Source organism: Parabacteroides acidifaciens, assembly GCF_003363715.1.
Taxonomy (GTDB): domain Bacteria; phylum Bacteroidota; class Bacteroidia; order Bacteroidales; family Tannerellaceae; genus Parabacteroides; species Parabacteroides acidifaciens.
The window spans coordinates 1-19,875 of sequence record NZ_QREV01000004.1 but is presented as its reverse complement, the minus strand read 5'-3'; the positions used below and the strand labels follow the sequence as shown (position 1 = coordinate 19,875).

The 19,875-nt window shown below is 43.9% G+C and carries 11 protein-coding genes; 3 read left to right on the top strand and 8 right to left on the bottom strand.

The genetic code is table 11. The annotated features are described in order from the left end of the window. The first annotated feature begins 59 nt into the window (after positions 1–59). The gene (locus tag DWU89_RS02650) at positions 60–542 is read left to right on the top strand and encodes a ferritin (RefSeq protein ID WP_115498128.1); all 483 of its coding nucleotides are present in this window, start codon (positions 60–62) and stop codon (positions 540–542) included. Positions 543–623: 81 nt separating this feature from the next. Here DWU89_RS02650 and DWU89_RS02645 read toward each other — a convergent pair whose 3' ends face one another. Continuing rightward, a complete protein-coding gene (locus tag DWU89_RS02645; RefSeq protein WP_115498127.1) occupies positions 624–1,400 on the bottom strand; it encodes an SGNH/GDSL hydrolase family protein in 777 nt (258 codons plus the stop codon). 15 nt (positions 1,401–1,415) lie between these two features. Beyond that, positions 1,416–3,269, bottom strand: a complete 1,854-nt coding sequence (locus DWU89_RS02640; RefSeq protein WP_115498126.1) for a PAS domain-containing sensor histidine kinase — start codon at positions 3,267–3,269, stop codon at positions 1,416–1,418. A gap of 164 nt (positions 3,270–3,433) precedes the next feature. On the opposite strand from DWU89_RS02640, the gene DWU89_RS02635 reads away from it, so the two are divergent. Continuing rightward, the gene (locus DWU89_RS02635; protein ID WP_115498125.1) at positions 3,434–4,066 is read left to right on the top strand and encodes a peroxiredoxin; all 633 of its coding nucleotides are present in this window, start codon (positions 3,434–3,436) and stop codon (positions 4,064–4,066) included. Between the two features lie 157 nt (positions 4,067–4,223). Next, a complete protein-coding gene (locus DWU89_RS02630) occupies positions 4,224–5,510 on the top strand; it encodes a M64 family metallopeptidase (RefSeq protein WP_115498124.1) in 1,287 nt (428 codons plus the stop codon). Positions 5,511–6,203: 693 nt separating this feature from the next. On the opposite strand, the gene DWU89_RS02625 is transcribed toward DWU89_RS02630, so the two are convergent. From DWU89_RS02625 to DWU89_RS02600, 6 genes are all read right to left on the bottom strand, one after another. Next, positions 6,204–7,919, bottom strand: a complete 1,716-nt coding sequence (locus tag DWU89_RS02625) for a RagB/SusD family nutrient uptake outer membrane protein (RefSeq protein WP_115498123.1) — start codon at positions 7,917–7,919, stop codon at positions 6,204–6,206. A 32-nt stretch (positions 7,920–7,951) separates the two neighbouring features. Beyond that, the gene (locus tag DWU89_RS02620; RefSeq protein ID WP_115498122.1) at positions 7,952–10,984 is read right to left on the bottom strand and encodes a SusC/RagA family TonB-linked outer membrane protein; all 3,033 of its coding nucleotides are present in this window, start codon (positions 10,982–10,984) and stop codon (positions 7,952–7,954) included. 572 nt (positions 10,985–11,556) lie between these two features. Next, positions 11,557–13,017, bottom strand: a complete 1,461-nt coding sequence (locus tag DWU89_RS02615) for a TolB family protein (protein ID WP_115498121.1) — start codon at positions 13,015–13,017, stop codon at positions 11,557–11,559. Between the two features lie 3 nt (positions 13,018–13,020). Continuing rightward, complete coding sequence (locus tag DWU89_RS02610) at positions 13,021–14,793, bottom strand: DUF6057 family protein (protein WP_115498120.1); 1,773 nt, start codon at positions 14,791–14,793, stop codon at positions 13,021–13,023. Between the two features lie 106 nt (positions 14,794–14,899). After that, positions 14,900–16,621, bottom strand: a complete 1,722-nt coding sequence (locus tag DWU89_RS02605) for a RagB/SusD family nutrient uptake outer membrane protein (protein WP_115498119.1) — start codon at positions 16,619–16,621, stop codon at positions 14,900–14,902. Positions 16,622–16,635: 14 nt separating this feature from the next. Further along, positions 16,636–19,680: a SusC/RagA family TonB-linked outer membrane protein gene (locus DWU89_RS02600; RefSeq protein ID WP_115498118.1), complete on the bottom strand. Its 3,045-nt coding sequence runs from the start codon at positions 19,678–19,680 to the stop codon at positions 16,636–16,638. Positions 19,681–19,875: the final 195 nt, after the last annotated feature.

Here is a 19,875-nt window from a genome sequence, read left to right as displayed (position 1 = left end):
TTTGCCTGTATAAAATTGTATTGTATTATAAATCTAACTGAAAGAAAGGAAACAGAATTATGGTTTTAAGCAAGAAATTATCTGAAGCATTTAACGCACAGGTTAATGCAGAAATGTGGTCATCAAACTTGTATCTTTCCATGTCCGTACATTTCAAGAAATTGGGACTGAACGGTTTCGCTCACTGGATGAAAAAACAAGCGGAAGAAGAACTGGAACATGCCCATAAAATGATCGATTATGCTATCGACCGGGGCGGCAACGTCACCATCGGCCAGATCAATGTTGTTCCGACTGCATGGGGAAGCGTCACAGAAGTATTCGAACATGTCTACAAACACGAATGCTACGTTTCCGAACTGATCGACAAAATGGTCGATATCGCAGAAAAAGATAAAGACCACGCTTCAAGAGACTTCCTTTTCTGGTTCGTTCGCGAACAGGTTGAAGAAGAATCCACAGCCAAAGAAATCGTAGAACAGTTGAAGAATTATGGCGAATGCCATGTCGGCATCCTTGACCATAGACTGGGAAAAAGATAAATCTTTTTCCAATTGACAATGGATAATTGACAATGGACAATTAGCTTCGCGCTCACATTTTTAATTGTCAATTGTCCATTGTCAATTTCCAATTACTTTCTGTATGGCTTTCCCCCAAAGTTCCCCCAAGGCGGCTGCGCCTTTTTTATTGGGATGCAGGTAAAAAGTACCGGCATTTCCTTCTTCGGGGAATAATTCAGTTTCATAATGAGTTTTGAAATAATCGAAGCCTTCCGTATCACCCATAAAGACCTGTCCGGGGAAACGTTTGGAATAATCGAGCACCAACGCTTGCAGCTGCGGATAATAGCTTTGCAGACGATTCAATCCCTCTTCAAGATATTTAGCGCCGTTGTAAGTATTCGGGCTGTACCAGACCGGACGATGCAATACGATCTTGCAATCCGGATACAGAGCTAACAGCCTGTCAACAATCGACTTCATATTCCCGTAATAATCGGAAGGAGAAACGGGAGCACCGTTCGGTCCGGTAATGGCACTGTCGTTCGTTCCGAGCATAATGGAAAAAATCAAAGTTGCCCAAGTCTCATCCTTGAACTGATCGGCTACCTGTACAACTTTCGGGAAAAGAGATTCGTTTTGGGGCAGAAAATCGAGAGTCGTGCTTCCGCTCACACCTTGGTTGGAATAACGGACAGTTCCGCCCGTCGGCTGTTTACGCAGAAAAAGGGCTGCTTTCACAGGGGGCGCATCATGCCTGGGATCTTCCAATAAGGCTCCTTGCGTAATACTGTTCCCGATAAAGACAATATTCAGATTTTTCTTTTCCTCTCCCAACGCATAACTACAGAACGTTATACATAACAACAAGCTGACTATTACTCGAATTCTTTTCATGACATTTAATGATTATCACGGATTTAACGGTAACGTAAAACTAAACGTCGATCCTTTTCCCACATCAGAAGTAGCGGATATCGTTCCTCCCATTTTACTTACCAGCCCTTTACAGATGGCCAAGCCCAAACCGATCCCCTGTTTATTTCCTTTCAACTGGACAAAACGGCCGAAGATATTTCCCAATTCGGATTTCGGGATGCCCCGGCCTGTATCGGTAACATAAAAGCGGACAAAGTTACGCCGGATACCATAACCGAAGCGGATATTTCCTTTCTCCGTGTATTTGGTTGCATTCGTCAGTAAATTGATCAGCACTTGCATAACCCTGTTTTTATCTGCATTTAAAGTTATTACCGGACAAGGGTCCAATATCAGCATGACGTTTTCCGGGACACGAAATTGCATCGTCTGATGTATTTCATGCATCATCGAAGGCAAATGAACATCTGTATAAGTAAATGTCAGCATATCGGACTCGATTTTCGATATGTCCAAGACATCATTGATCAGGTTTAGAAGCAATTCGTTGTTTGCCTTGATCAGTCCCGTATAAGTCTCCCGAAGCTCAGGATCTTCTTCCAGACTCAACAGATCGGAAAAGCCGACAATCGCATTCAAAGGAGTACGGATCTCATGTGTCATATTTGCAAGAAATGTCGATTTCAGCAGATCAGCGTTTTCAGCTTTCTCTTTGGCTTTAATCAGTGAATTTTCATATTCCACATGTTTCTGGTTATCGATCACGCAACCGACAATCAGATTCGTTTTGCCTTCAGCATCCTTTTCCAACGCTTTACCGATAACTTCATAACTCCGGTATTGATCATCATAATCGTTTTTCAAACGGAAGTTAACCGAATGTTCCTCCAGGTTCTTATCGCGGATCTCATTGAACAAAAGAAAGAAGTCCTGCCGGTCTTCCGGATGGCGCAACACAGACAAGGCACGGCAGATATACCGGTTTCGTTCCAACAATTCGTTATTTGCACCGTAAAACTGAAAGCAATGATTGCAACTCTCCTTATCACAGGCGCGGAACAAGTCGAAATTAAAAGAATAAGTCGAAATATGGCTGTTCCGTAGAGCAAGTTCCATCATGCTGCGGCTTTCGGATAGTTGGTGAGACAAATGCCGGTTTTCCTTTTCCTTCTCCACCATATCCGAGACATTCCGGATATAAGCCACCACATATTTGTGCTGAATCGGGACCAGCCTCAACTTAAAATAGACAACCGGTGCATCGTGCCCGGGAATTGAAAATTCCATATTGGCCGTTTCCGAAGTGTCCAGGCTCTTTTGAACAACAGAAGCGATCTTCCTTTTTATGGCTTCGGGATAGATAAATCCGGGAAGGTCATCTATACGACGGTTCAAGGCCTCCGGCGTAATGCAAGTTTCGGAAGCATAAGTGATAATACGTTCTACCACCAACTGATTATTAATCAAAAGGATCGTATCGGGGACAGACTGGGCGACCTTATCCGAAATATCTTTCAGTTCCTTCATCTTGCTGTCATACCGCATCATATCCCGATCCGGATTGTAAGATTCGGTATCAGTCAACAACAAGGTGTAACCGATAGTATTCCCCTCGCTGTCAAACCCCGGAATAATGGAATATCCAAGCGGCTGATTACCCGCCAACACACTTCCACTCCTCAGATGATTCTTCTGCAAGTCTGATAAATAATCCGTTTCAAAAAGATTATTCAACACGAAATCATGCTTATCCGTAATAGCAAACTTCTCGTACATGATTTTATTTATTTCCAACAAAGCTCCCTCACTGTCATACAAGGCTCCCCCTGCCGGATAATAAGTAAAGAAGTCTGTTAAAAGTATTTGTTTAGCTGAAGTCTCATCCATGATATTCTGTGTTTTGTATAGGATTTATGCAAAGTAAATCAAAGTTTGAATACAATGGACACATATTGGACTTAAATAACATTACCAAAAGAAAAAGTCCCAAGGAACAAAGGAAGCATATACTTTGTTATGACAATATTAAATACACAATACACATTAGTAATATGAAAGCATTAATAGGTAAAAAGGCGCCGGAGTTCCATGCTCCCGCCGTTATCAACGGTAATCAGATTGTTGAAGACTTTTCCCTGGAACAATACTTAGGGAAGAAATATGTCGTCCTGTTCTTCTATCCGATGGACTTTACGTTTGTCTGTCCGACCGAGCTTCACGCTTTCCAGGAAAAGCTGGGTGAATTTGAGAAGCGCGATGTTGCAGTGGTCGGCTGCTCCGTCGACTCCGAATTTTCTCACTTTGCATGGTTGAATCAGGATAAGAACAAAGGCGGTATTCATGGGGTGAAATATCCGATCGTTGCAGACTTCTCCAAAACAATTGCAGAAAACTACGGCGTATTGGCAGCCGACTATCTGACTAACGAAGAAGGCGAACTGGTTGCCACAGGCGCCCCTGTTGCTTACCGGGGTCTGTTCCTGATCGATAAGGAGGGCAAAATCCGTCACTATGTAATCAACGACCTGCCGTTAGGACGTAACGTGGACGAAGCGATCCGTATGGTAGACGCCTTGCAGCACTTCGAAGAGTTCGGCGAAGTCTGTCCGGCAAACTGGTCGAAAGGCAAAGACGCGATGAAGGCAACGAACGAAGGTGTTTCCGGATATCTGAGCAAACACTGATTCACAATAGAGAAAAGCAGTTGACAGTTGGCCGTTCATTTGGTATATTCTGTTTTGGTCGCCAAACCTTTTTGGGAAAAGCAGTCGGCTGTCACTGCCAATTCTACAAAAAACCTTATATTTGCGAATATGAATTACACATATAACGCATACTAATATGAAAACAAAGATTTCACTCTTGCTTATCGCCATTCTCTGTAGCATTTCTGTATTTGCGCAGAATGACTTCGATAAATATTTTGAAAAGAAAAGTCTCCGGGTAGACTTTGCACTAAGCGGTAATCTCAAATTCCAGGCAGCCGCCATCCAGCAGCTACGCGAAGAGCCGACATGGGGCGGTCCGGTAAAGAACCTGATCGACAAGTTCAATTATGGCGGTTACTATATTAACGTGTATGACAAAACGAGCAATAAGTTGATTTATTCACGTGGCTTCAACACCTTGTTTGAAGAATGGCGTTCGACGGAACAGGCTAAAACGGAAACACAGTCCTGGACGAACAGCGCTTCCATCCCTTATCCAAAAGCTCCCGTTTATGTAGAAATCACGGCACGGGACAAAGCCGATATGCAGTTCCACCCGCTGCTGAAACAGGAAGTCGATCCGAAAAGTATCTTTATTGACAGGGGAAAACTAAAAGAGAACAAAGTCTATCAGATACAAAATAACGGGGATTCATCGGAAAAAGTAGACCTCGTCTTTATCGCGGAAGGCTACACGGCTGCCGAACAGGAAAAATTCGTAGCCGATGCCAAGCGCTTCACAGAAGCATTATTCGCAACACCTCCTTTCACAACACGTCGCAATGACTTCAATGTCTGGGCTGTCGAACTGGTTTCAGAAGAATCAGGCACAGATATTTCCGGCAAAGGCATTTTCAAGAACACGGCTCTCAACTCCGGCTATTACACGTTCGGAGTAGACCGCTACCTGACGACCCAGGATATGAAACCGATCCGCGATGCCGTTTGGAACGTACCCTGCGATGCGGTCTTCCTGTTGATCAATACGGATATGTACGGCGGTGGCGGTATGTATAACTTCTATGCTTGCGGAACGGCTGATAATGCCCGCACACCGGATGTCTTTACACACGAATTCGGACATAGTTTCGCCGGATTAGCTGACGAGTATTTCTCCTCGGAAGTGGCTTACCAGGATTTTTATAACCTGAAATACGAACCGTGGGAACCGAACATCACGACATTGGTCGACTTCGACAGCAAATGGAAAGACCTGTTGCCGGCCAATACTCCTGTTCCGACCCCACTCGACGCAGCACACAAGGATAAAGCCGGTGTATTCGAAGGCGGTGGCTACATCTCCAAAGGTATCTACCGTCCTATGGATCACTGCATGATGCGCGATTACGCCCCGTTCTGCCCGGCATGTAGCCGCGCAATCATACGGATGATCGATTTCCTGACGGATAAAGAATTTTAGACCTTCTGCAAATTAAAAAAATACAATAACCCCTATTTCAGCCATTTTTCTATTTCGTCCGAAATCCTGATCAATTTTGGATTGACTCTTTTCACTGTTTTAACCGGCTCGGCTGACAATAGCTGAAATGAGGTGCCGAGCCCATTCCGAAAAGCGTGCAATTTGATTGCCGGAAACCGGAAACACCGTCAATGTGATAAAGCTTAACTCCCGGAGAATCGAATATTTGCGAACGAAGGCGGACGGCGTTCCAAATATCCAAAGAAAATTTTGGAGGCTTGTTGCCGTGAGGTGCGCAGAAAATTGCCGTGAAGTAACGCTTCATCGCTCTGATGGTTGACTTTGTGCTATATGAAGTCCGACTTCAGAGCAATAAAGTTCCGGATCAGAGGGGTAAAGTCCCTCTTCACGGCGATAAGGTGCCGGATCATAGGAAAAGGCCCCTTTTTGATAGCTGAAAAGTGGGGCGACATTTGTTCGGTTTCGGATCTCTTTTGGAGATAAAAAACACGTTTTATACAATAAGGCTCCCTCGTAAGCCCTAAAACAACGTCGCTAAATCATCATTCACATCCTTCACGCAAAAGTAGCTTCTTCGACCAATAAGACATGCCGAACGAAAAAAAAGAGGAGAGACAGCCAATCGGTGTCTCTCCCCCCACATGTCAAGGCCTAAAGAATATTTATTGTTTCTTATTTTTTGCCGCCATAACCCGGGTTCTGTTCGATCAGGTTATTAGCTCCGATGATCGTGTAATGGATCGGGAAGAGGTTCAGGTTCGGATTGTTTGTCGCCTGATGATCCCACCAGTTTTCGGTCACGTAAGCATCCCAGCGGATCAGGTCCGTACGACGACGGCCTTCACCCAAGAATTCCACCATCCATTCTTTCAGCATCCGGTATTTATCCAGATTAGCGGCAGTTACGGGATCCGGATCGACTCCATCAGCAAAATAACGGCGACGGACGGTGTTGATCAGATCGGCAGCAGCCTGCTTGTCACCAGCGCGCATCTTACATTCGGCCAGCATATAATAGATCTCTGCGATACGGATGATTGGAACGTCCGGGTCGAACATACGCTTGAATTCATCCTGGTTCGGACGCGGACTGCGCTTCGTCACACGTACGCCGGAACTTTCTTCAGCCGTAGCGATTGTCGAGGGCAGGTCTTTCACGCTTGCATATTCCTTTCCGACTTTGGCGAAATAGGCAATCTGGTCGCGTTCTACGATCACCTGGTCTTTATACTCGCGGTCGCCCGTACAAACCCAATCCGGATTCAACGGATTTCTCAGCTCGCCGACAATAAACATACCGCGGTATTTACCGTTTCCTTCGTAGACATAGAGTTGCTTACGCACGTCCTTATCGTTGAACGATTCGTAAGGATTACCGAGGTTGAACTTGTAAAGGTTTCCTTCCGGATCACGGCTGGGTATCAGACAGCAACCGTTGTTGGAACCGGAGTCTTTCAGACCTCCCAGATAGTTCTTGAAGTTATAGGGAACCATGTTGGCCCACAACATACCGTCTGTTTCCAGTTTTGCATTCTGACTCGGCACGGACCAAATAATTTCAGGAGATGTTTCATTGTCGAAACCGAAAATATTGGTCCAGTCCGTATCCAAGGCATACCGGCCATACTTCCCGTCCAGGATATCCTGGCAAATCACAGCCGCTTCGCTGAACATCTCTTTACCGATATAAGACTTCGCATTGAAATACAGGCGGGCCTTCAGAGCCGCACCGGCAGCGCGGTTGATACTACCCTTTTCAAATCCGCCCAGTTCTTCTTTCAACGGCAGGTTCGGAATCGCTTCCGTCAGCAGGGAATCGATGAAGTTAAATGTTTCCTCTGCGGTGGCACGTCCCTTTGCCTCCGTCTGGGTCGTCGTGTACAAAGGAACGCCTCCGAAGAAATCCAGACCGTCTATGTAGAAAGATGCAACCAGTGCCTTTTGCTGGTTCAACATGGATTCGCGAACGCCTTCTTTAAAGCCTAAGGCGTCGAAATCTATTTTCTCCAGATCTTCCAGTGCATCCCAAGCTAATGCAACGCCCATACCGAAGTTTGTCCAACCAGTTTCAATCTCGGTCATATCTTCGGTATATTCATGGTGGTGGAATTTCTGGAAGACACCTCCGTTATACCAGTCGCTACCGCGCGTAGGCAAGCAAAACTCGTCCGTACCGAACTCCTGCATATTCCACCGGGGTGCATCATGGGCAAGATACCAGCGCCAATGGGTAAAAGGGCGGTTGAACCGTTGCCAGACATTTTCCTGTGAGGCATAAAACGTATCGGGCACAACTTCTGAATAGTAAGTAGGATCAATACTGCATGAAGCACCGGCTACCAGAAAAAGTGCTACAGCTGCTATATAATTTAATTTATTCCTTTTCATTTTTCTTTTAGCATTTTACTGTTTACAACTCATTAGAACTTAACCTGAATACCTAATGTATAGGTGCGCACTTGCGGATAGATACCGCTGAACCAGTCGATACCGCCTTCCCAACCGGAAACGTTTACTTCCGGATTAATGCCCCTATATCCTGTAATAGTCGCAACATTATGCACGGTGCCATATACACGCAGATTATCCACAAATTTCGTATATTTCCGAAGCGGAAGCGTATATCCCAACGTGATCGCATCGATCTTCAGGAACGAACCGTCCTCCAAGTAATAATCACACTGCTGCTTTTCGCCTCTGATATTGTTAAACTTGCCATAAGCGTCTTTCAGCACGTTGCAATTATCTACCCCCTGGATACCGAAATACATGTCAATTGTGTTATAGACATCAAAATCCAGCCAGCTACGCAGATTGATACCTAAATCCCATTCTTTGTAAGTCAGCGTATGGTTCCAGCCTAAAATCACCTTAGGCATATAATTACCCATGTATCTTCTGTCTTGCTCTACTTTCTGGTCGGCAGGGATTATTTCGCCATTCTTATTATACAGCAGGAAGTTTCCGTCGTCGTCAAAACCTGCAAACTTATAAATGTAGAAACTACCGATAGTCGTACCGGCTTCCAGACGGTGGGCGTCTCCCGGGTTACCCGGAGAAGGGAAACCGGAAGCGCTCAAGTACGTGTTATCTCCGGACATTGTCAGAACTTTAGCCGTGTTGTGGCTTAAATTCAGGTTCGAGCTCCAGCTGAAATCTTTTGTGCGGATAATTTCGCCTCCGACTTCAAACTCCCATCCCTTACTTTCCATGCTTCCGATGTTCTTCCACATATTACCTTGCGTATAAGGAGGCTGCGGCACTTTAATTTCATACAGCATATTGTCGATCTTACGGCGATAGTAGTCGAACTTACCATACAAGCGGTTGTCAAAAAGAGAATAGTCGAGACCTACGTCCCATTCTTTCTTTTCTTCCCAACCTAACTGAAGGTTCAGGTTCTTGGATTTTCCGTATGATTTAGCCCACAAGCCGTTAGGAAGCATCCAGTCGGCATCTGAAGATAACGTATTAGCGGTATAGTCGGCACCAAAGTCATTGTTACCGGTTACACCATAACCGAAACGGACTTTCAAGTCGTCGACCCACTTGATATCTTTCATAAACTCTTCATTGGAGATACGCCAACCGGCAGACAACGCCCAGAAGTTAGCCCAACGATTGTCTTCGGCAAACTTGGAAGAACCTTCGTGGCGGATAGAAGCCATCAACATATATTTGTCCTGGTAGGAATAGTTGGCACGTGCAAAGATAGAGAACAAGCGTTCGGTAATCTCTTTCTTGGAGTTCATACCGGCTTTACCGTCGCTCAGGTAAGTACCCGAACCGATATTCCAGTACTTAACGCCATCTACCGGGAAATCATAGTTCTCTTCGCTAAAGCTTTCACCGTTTCTTTCAAAATAGGAATAACCGCCGACAACGTTCAGACTGTGTCCGCCGTTGAGCTCCTTGATATAGGTAGCAAAACCTTCCGATGTCAGGTACTCTGTTTTGTTAAATTCCAGCTTGGCATATCCTTTGCGGGAGTTATTGATCTCATCACGATGATTCTTGGAACGGAAATAGTGGTATTCCCACTGGCGGTTTTCATAGCCGAGAACCTGCTGCAGGGATAATCCGGGAATTGCTTTCACATTCAGTTTAAAGGTAGCTTCCGGTTTGAACCATTTGTCCAGACCGTTATAAGTACTCAGGCGGGCATCTGCCACAACGTTATAATCCAGTGATTCGTTCGTCCAGACGTTCAGGCCAGTTTCGCTTTCCGGATCATACGGCGAGCGGGTCGGGTTATTACGCAGGGCCTGCTGGAAATTCGGATAGTTATTGTTTCGATCTGCCTGGCGATAGTCAACATTTGCGCGGATTTCCAACCAGTCGTCAAACATCTTGAAACTGGTGTTCATACGTCCGCCATAGTCCTTACGGGAGTTATTGATCGAAATACCTTCATTGTCTTCATAGAAAAAAGAGGTATATATCTGCGCTTTATCGGTTCCGGCTTCCAGTGTAAGATTATGTTTCTGCGAGAAATTGCCTTTCTCCAACAGTTCATCCCACCAATCCACATCATCTCCGTAATCAATACCGCAACCATGTTCCACATATTCCGATGCAGAAAGCATTTCTGGCTTTCCAAAGGACTGGCGCTTGCGAAGTTCCGTGTTATAAGTCATCCGGACTTTACCGTCCGTGTTCGCGCCGTTCTTTGTCGTGATCAGGATTACACCCGAGGCGGCACGTGTACCGTAAATAGCGCCGGCAGAGGCATCTTTCAATACGTCGATGGATTTGATATCATTTTGGTTCAGGGAGCGGATATCACCTCCGGGAAAGCCATCAATTACGATAAGCGGTGATTTGCCCGCCTTCACGGAAGTCATACCACGCAGCTGAAAAGTAGTCGATGCATTAGGGTCACCATTGTTGATCATCACCAAGCCGCCGATCTTGCCCTGCAATGCCGTCGAGATATCAGATCCGCTGACACCGACAGTCAAATCCTTGTCTGACAAAGAAGTGACAGCACTCGTCACCTGTTTCTTATCCAACGTACCATAACCGACAACGACGACTTCGGCCAAAGCCTGTGAGTCTTCAACCAAGTTGACATTAATGGATTTTTGATTTCCGACTTTGATTTCCTGGGTTACATAGCCGATATAGGAAACAACCAATACCGCATTGTTGGAGACATGATCCAACACGACCAAACCGTTCATATCCGAGATATTCCCGTTCGTTGTTCCTTTTACCACAACATTGGCGCCAACAACCGGCCCCATATCATCCCGCACCGTAATAGTTACAGTCTTTCCTGCCTGGTCGGGAGCAGCATTCACGATTCGATTAGAGGTTAGTAATTCTGCATTCTCACCGGCGGCAAAAACTCCTGTCGTCAAACAAAAAAGCAATCCGCAAGTAATCTTGGTAATTCGAGATATTGAACCATTCCGCAACAAGGGAAGGCCACAATTCTGTTTCTGTTGCATTTTCTTGTATTATTATAAAAAGGTTAATAATAAATAGTTTTTAAACAATAAGCTTCATAAGCTTAATAAAAAGGCATAAAACCTTTGGGTAAGTCATCTCTATTTTTATATCATAGGCCCGTAAATTTAAATTGTTAACACAAACTATTTTTAATAAATACATTTTAGAAAAAAGACTATAGTCTTCATAGGACTATGGTATTTTTATTCTTTAATAAGGATGTTGTTTAGATGAGAGAAGAAGAATAAAGGTCTATTTTTTTATCAACACAAAAAGTTTACACACACATAAGTATCTACTTAATAGTATATTATACACAATAAACAGAAATAGAAGAGTTGTTATCTCTAAACTTTTTTCGGATTCGGCTATTTTATTTAAGTATTTTATTTAATTTTGCATCCGATAGAGGATATAACCCTAACGATCATCTTAGAGCAAGATGAATAAAAGTGTTTTTAATTAATTTTCATTTACGATAAATGACGCATTTATTAAAAAGCCATAGTCCTATGAAAACTACGGTATTAATTGCATTCACAAGATATTTAACAGCGTATAGACAGTCAATTTACCTTACAAAGGAGATTCCGGTCGTTGCTCCATATTTGCTAATATCGATCAGCTTATAAGTATCTGTTTTGATTTTCCCCTTAACAAGCTCCGGTATATTAAAAGAAAAGAGTGACAACTCATAATAGTCCGGTTCTTTTTGAGGCAATAAAAAAGGCTTCCCTACTTCGCCATTTTTATCGACATAACAAATATAAGGACGCGTATATAATCCGTCCTCCCGCCGGCTACTAAACACAAACCACCGGCTACTACTACTCCACGAATGGTAGCTTTCTACATCATCACTATTCACCTGCGCTAAAGTATCTGTTTTATTTGAAGTCAAATCCAACAGACGTAAATCGGCATCTTTGTGCCAAATAGAAAAATTACCGTAATCCGAAAGCGTGTACATCAAATAACGACCATCGGGAGAGATACGTGGAAATTTAGCACTCCGACCTTCCTGGACAGCATTATAAAGCGTATCTATTTCATGTCCGAACACGCGGGTTTCCGGGTCAAATGCAATGCTCAACAGATTATATTTGATTTCCCGATAAGATTCAGGCATCTGCCTAACCGGTGCAGAACAAAAATACAATCGCTTCCCATCCGGCGAAAAAGCAGGGAAAGTTTCCATGTTCTCCCCGGAAAACAGTAGCGGAGTAGTAAAAACCTCATGTTTTTCGACGTCATAAACGACGATATCCGATCTGTTGTCGAACACTTCTATCCGGTTGGCATCCGAAAGGTGAAAATCTTGCTTCGTTTCGTTCGTTGAGAAAGCCACGAAACGTCCGGAGGGATGCCAATAGGGATAAACCAATGCAGAGATGGTTTGTTCCAGTTTCGTATCGAGTTTTTCGATTTTGCCATTTATTAGTATATAGGTCCCCGCATGTGTCATACGCTGGTGAAAAAGCATCCGGTCTGGGCTTTGCATACAGAAGGAATGGCAATTCATACAGCTATTGTTCGTTTGCTTATTACTCAGGAAAGCAGTCTCTGTAAAATTTTCCAGATTACGCTGATATATGCCCATCTCGTTCCACATCCGGTAACCTGGAGCGATACGGCGGTAGACCAGATACGGATCTATTTTTTCTTTAGCAATATGAATGGGAAAAGCTTCATATTGATACCAATTATTATGCTTATAGATATAGACTTTGGCCATTATTGTTCCGCCAGCCGATGATTCCAACAGCCTACGCCACTTTTTCTCCGGTATCAGAAAAGAGCCCTGATCGGATTTCACCTGTATTTGCCGATCTTTCCCCGATAAATGAAGGATTGCTTTGGAAGGCTCTTTCAGTTTAAAATTCAGAGGGGAGATATTGCAGGGAATAGTGACTTCCTTATAGTCCGGAAATATCTCAACTTCTCCTTCCGCCATTTTCGCATCGGGTAAGACCTCGTTACAAGCAGAAAAAAGAACCGCACAAGCCAATAATATAGAATACAGGTAATTCATATGCTATCCATTCAATTTTTTACAATAATAATAGAACCAGAAAGTATCCCCATATTGCTGATAAAGCCAGACGAACCCGTCGCTACTATTTTTGATCTTCAAAATATCTTTCTGGAATTGTTTATATCGCTGTAAGATTTCAGTGCGAACCGGTACGGTATCGAGAATGGAAACATCTTCTACAGCCAAGACTAAAGCAGCCTCCTGAAAATGGACAGGAAGAGATTGCCCCTCCGGAAGTTGTCTTGTACGTAGCAAAAACGTCTTGAACTTCTCCATCTCCTTTGCCAACAGATAAGAACAACCTAAATACTCCCATGCAATCCGGTTTGTGCCAGATTCCTCAATATGTCCCATCCAAAGACTGTCGAGTTCAATCAGGCAAAGCAAATTATCCGGCCGGGATGAAGACAGAGTTTTTGCCGAAAGTTCTTTATCCTGCTTTATTCTTTCAGGGTGGTAAACATAATCCTCATATATTTCCGCCCACCGGCGATAATGGGGTAACCGGTCGAGTATATCCAAATATTTATTTGCCAGATCAAAGTCATTCCGTATCAGGCTGATTTTCACCAATCGCTGAAGCATACGCGGACTCCCGCCCCGTTTAGCAAGCGTCAGGCCCTCCATTGCATATCCTTCGGAAAGGCTGATATCGCCGATCATATAATGAATATCGCTTAACAGGCAGCTCATATAGTAAGTCCTGTTCCAGGAAGCCAAAAGACTTAGCGGGCCTCTCTGGTCATAATGAAACAGCTCATTCCCTAAACGACCTTTTTGCGCCAATGCCATATTCAGATAATTAAGGCTAATATAATTTCTTACTTTTTCCCCCTGATGCATTTGAATGATCGCATCCCAATTTCCTTTCTGCTGCAGGTCGGACAATTTATCCATCAACATGTTTTGCACATCATATTGATTCGGTAAACAGAAAGAGGAAAAAAAGAAAAGGACAACAACCGTACAACCAGTCACAATTACCTTTTGTAAAATTTTATTCCAAGGCAGATATTTCATACCCGTTCCAATCAAAAGAAGAAGAAAAAGGAGAAGTGTAAAACGTATCCATACAAAATAGATATAAGAATCCGGCTGCATCTGCACCTCCTGGTAGCGCTCCGAATAAATGCCGTCTGTCAACGGAATACAGATAGCCAAGCGAATACCGGCATAAGTCAAGGCTACCCCGGCCAATAAGGCAACAAACAAATGATACCATTTCTCCCGTCCGCATAAATAACTCAAAACAACCAATAGGATCCCATAAAGCGCCGCCAACTGCCCGGCCAACAAATAAAGCGCCACAGTGCTGCCTATTCCAAACCAAAATCGCGTCCTCACCCTCCGGACACGTACAAAAACATACAATAATAGCATCATCAGACAGAGCCCGATCGTCCCGTCCAACACGTATTCGGAAAGAATATGAACCTTCATCAATCCGAAAACCGGAACTAAAGCTAAAAATAAGTTATAAACACGTGGTGCTATTTCCTGCAGGAGTGAATAACTAAGAAAACCGATAGTACAAAGTAAAAAGCTATTAATAATCAAAGCCACTGACAAATCAGGATAATATTGCACAATTGCCTGCCCTAAAACCGTACAAAAACCACCTGGTTCACGTAGCATCTCCCAAATGATTTTACATTCAGGAAAAAACAATTGCACTTCTTCCTGCCGCCCATAGAAATAAGGATTAAAAGAGCAGAAGAAAAAGTAAATCCCGGTAAAGACAAACAACCAGAAAGCAAGTGTTTTCCATTTCATATAGCAACATTATTTCAGATTGAAAATAAAAGAAGAGAGGATGCCGCTTATCCGCAGCCATTCCTCTCCCTTTCAGAGATCTAAAGAACTGATCGTTATTTATGTCTTATTTACTACCATAACCCGGATTCTGTTCCAACAGGTTATTAGCGCCGATCAAACTGTAATGGATCGGGAAACGGTTGAAGTTCGGATTGTTAGTCGCCTTATGATCCCACCAGTCTTCCGTCACATAGGCATCCCAGCGGATCAAGTCCGTACGGCGGCGTCCTTCAGCTAAAAACTCCAATTGCCATTCATCCAGCATACGGTATTTATCCAGATTAGCAGCAGTCACCGGATCCGGATCGACTCCGTCTTCAAAGTAACGTTTACGAACCGTATTGATCAGATCGGCTGCTCCCTGCTTGTCACCGGCACGCATTTTACATTCTGCCAACATATAGTAGATTTCAGCCAAACGGATAACAGGACAATCCGGATCACCTTTACGCTTAAACTCATCCTGATTAGGACGCGGGCTGCGTTTCGTCACACGTACACAAGAGTTTTCTTCTGCAGTTGCAATCGTAGAAGGCAAGGATGCCAGATCCGGATACTGCGGGTCTTTTCCCACTTTGGCAAAATAAGCTACCTGGTCGACAACCGTGATGACCTCGCCGGCATACTCACGCGTACCTGTACAAACCCATTCAGGATTCAACGGATTCACCAATTTGCCAACGATAAACATTCCACGATATTTGCCGTTACCTTCATATACATACGGTTGTTTCCGGATATCTTTATCATTGAACTTGGCATAAGCCCCACCCAACTTATACGGATAACGCTTGCCGGTCGGGTCCAAACTCGGAGTCAAACCGATACCATTATCTGAACCGGAACCTTCCAGACCGCCTAAATAGTTCTTATAATTGTAAGGAACCTGCCAGCCCCAGTACATAGCATCTGTCTCGGTCTTTGCATTCTGGCTTGGTACAGACCAGATTATTTCCGGGCATCTCTCATTATCGAACCCGAAAATGTTGGTCCAATCCGATTCCAAAGCATACTGGCCGTATTTACCGTCAATAATATCCTGGCAAATCTGGGCCGCTTCCGTAAACATCTCCTTGCCGATATAAGACTTTGCATTGAAATACAGACGAGCCTGTAAAGCAGCCCCGGCAGCACGGTTGATCGAACCGGTTTCCATTCCACCCAATTCTTCTTTGATCGGGAGATTCGGAACGGCGACTTTCAACAACGAATCGATGAAGTTAAAAGTCTCGACATCCGTCGAACGTCCTTTCACCTCGCTCTGAGTCGTCGTGTACAAAGGTACTCCACCGAAGAAATCCAAGCCGTCTATATAGAATGAGGCAGCCAACGTACGCTGCTGGTTCAACATGGATTCGCGTGTACCTTCAGGAAAACCCAACGCATCGAAATCGACATTTTCCAAATCTTCCAATGCATCCCAAGACAAAGCGACACCCATCGCGAAGTTGGTCCAGCCTGTTTCTACGCGTGTCATATCTTCCGTATATTCATGATGGTGGAACTTCTGATAGTTCGCCCCGTCATACCAGTCGCTACCGCGTGTCGGCAGGCAATATTCATCCGTTCCCAACTCTTGCAACGCCCAACGGGGATTATCATGGGCAATATACCAACGCCAGTGTGTAAACGGACGGTTGAAACGCTGCCATACGGCATCTTGAGAACTATAGAATGTTTCCGGAACCACCTGCGAATAAAACTCAGGATCAACGCTACACGAAGTAGTGTACAGCAGACAGATCACTCCGGCTAAAAACAATTGGAATATATTTTTCTTTTTCATCTTACAATCTTGTATTAGAAGTTAAACTGCATACCTAATGTCCAAGTACGGGTAACCGGATAGAAGCGTTCTGTATCCCAGAATTTTTCCGTACCCTGATCCCAACCGGTAATATTGACTTCCGGATTCATACCGCTATAACCCGTAATCGTACATACGTTTCCAACCGTACCGTAGATACGGATGCGATCGATCAAATTATTCGTATATTTCTTCATCGGGAGTGTATAGCCCAAAGTAATGGCATCGATCTTCAGGAATGTACCATCTTCCAGGTAATAGTCGCAAACCTGCTTTTCACCCTTGATATGGTTGAACTTGCCATAAGCGTCTTTCAACACATTCAGGTTGCCTTGTCCCTGGATACCATAATACATATTAATAGTATTATACACGTCGAAATCAATCCAGCTACGCAGGTTAATACCTAAATCAAAATTCTTATACGTTAACGTATGGCTCCATCCGATAACCAATTTCGGAGTATAGTTACCTATATACTGTTTGTCGTTTTCCGTTTTCTGGGCAGCCGGGATCACTTCGCCATCCTTGTTATACAACAGAAAACCGCCATCATCATCAAATCCGGCAAACTTCCAAATATAGAATGAACCGATTGTCGAGCCGGCTTCCATACGAGCGGCATCGCCCGGAGTACCCGGAGCTACGAAACCGTTGCCGTTATGATACGAGTTATCGCCTTCCAAAGTCAGGATTTTTCCGGTATTGTGGCTCAAGTTGAGATTGGAAGACCAAGTGAAATCTTTCGTACGGATAATGTTGCCACCGACTTCAAATTCCCAACCTTTACTTTCCATACTACCGATATTCTGCATCTGGCTACCTTGTGTATAAGGAGGCTGCGGGACTTTTACGCTGAACAGCAAGTTCTCCACCTTACGGCGATAGTAGTCGAACTTTCCATACAGACGACCGTTAAAGAAAGAGTAATCGACACCCAGGTTCCATTCTTTCTTTTCTTCCCATCCTAAATTCGGATTGACATTTTGCGACTTTCCATACGAATAAGCCCACGTGCCGTTCGGCATCATCCAGTTCGTATCCGAGCCTAACATATTAGCCATATAAGTCGCACTAAAGTCGTTATTACCAGTCACACCATAACCAAAACGAACCTTCAAGTCATCCAGCCAAGTAAAGTCTTTCATAAATTCTTCGTTCGAAATACGCCAACCTGCCGTTGCAGACCAGAAGTTTGCCCACCGGTTGTCTGCAGCAAACTTGGAAGAACCCTCATGTCGGATAGAGGCGGAAAGCATATATTTATCCTGATAAGAATAATTGGCACGGGCAAATAAAGAGAACAAACGTTCCGTTACCGATTTGCTGGAACTCATTCCGGCCTTTCCATCAGACAGATAGCTACCCTGACCCATATCCCAATACTTGATACCATCGACTGAGAAATTATAGTTATCCATACCAAAACTTTCTCCATTTTTCTCAAAATAAGAATAACCGGCTGTCGCATTCAGGTTATGCCCTCCTCTAAAGTCTTTTACATAAGAGAAATATCCTTCCGAAGTCAGATTTTCTGTCTTGCTGAAACCCAAATAGCCATGCCCCTTACGGGAGTTGTCTATCTCGCTACGATGCGTTCTGGGCCAATATTTATGTTCTTCCCATTGGCGGTTTTCATAACCGACAATCTGTTGATAGTTCAAACCCGGAATAGGTTTGATATTCAATTTCAGGTTTACTTCCGGCTTGAACCATTTATCCAATCCATAAAAATCTTCCAGCATAACATCCGCCACTACATTATAGTCCAACGATTCGTTGTTCCACACATTATAACCGGTCTCGCTTTCCGGATCGTACGGCGAACGGGTCGGATTGTTACGCATGGCCTGTTGGAAATTCGGGAAGTGGTTGTTACGGGCAGCCTGGCGATAGTCCACAGCCGGACGAACTTCCAACCAGTCGTCTAACAGTTTGAAAGATGCATTCACACGTCCGCCATAATCCTGGCGTTCGTCCTGCAAAGCGATACCCTGATTCTTTTCATAAAAGAAAGAGGTATAAACCTGTGCTTTTTCCGTACCCATTTCCAATGCCAAATGGTGTTTTTGCGAGAAATTATCCTTATTGATCATCTCGTCCCACCAGTTTGTGTCCGAACCGTAATCCGTACCGATATTATGTTCGGCATATTCACGCCCGGACAACATTTCGGGAGCATTGTAGTTTTGTTTTTTCGTAAACTCATTACTATATGTGAGTTTCACTTTTCCATTTGTGTCCGAACCGCTCTTGGTAGTGATCAAAATCACACCGGCAGCCGCACGAGTACCGTAAATAGCACCGGCAGAACCATCTTTCAGAACATCAATAGACTTGATATCATCCTGTGTCAACGAACGAATATCACCACCCGGGAAACCGTCAATCACGATAAGAGGTGATTTTCCGGAATTGATAGAAGTCATACCACGTAACTGGAAAGTTGTTCCGGCATTAGCACTACCTAAATTATACATCACCAAACCGCCAATTTTACCTTGCAGGGAAGCCGAAATATCGGCGCCACTGACACCAACCATCAGATCGTCTGCCTTCAAAGAAGTGATAGCGCTTGTTACCTGTTTTTTATCCAAAGAGCCATAACCGATTACGACTACTTCTTCAAGTGTTTTAGCATCTTCAACCAATTTCACATTGATTGTTGAAAGACTTCCGACTTTTACTTCCTGAGTGATATATCCGATATAAGAAATCACTAAGGTCGCGTTGTTCGGAACATTTTGCAGGATGACCTTTCCGTCTACATCCGAAATGTTTCCGTTTGTCGTACCCTTCACTACAACATTGGCACCCACAACAGGCCCCATCTCGTCCTGAACCATAATAGTAACAGTTTTTCCTACCTGATCAGGCGCTGCATTTTCGATTCGATTTGAAGTTAACAATTCAACATTTTCACCCGCTGCAAAGACTCCTGTAGTCAAGCAAAAGAGTAGTCCGCAAGTGATTTTCGTTACTCGAGATATTGAACCATTCCATCCTGAGGGAAAGTCACAATTCTGTTTTTGTTGCATTTTTCGTATTATTATAAAAAGGTTAATAATAAATAGATTTAAAATCCAAAGCTTCATCAGCTCATTGTAGAGGAATCAACCTCTTGATAAGTTTTTTACACATTCATCTCATAGGCCTATCGTTTTTTAGAATTTTACACGCATTTTCATATAATATACTTAACCAAAAGTTACCATAGTCTCTACAGAACTAAG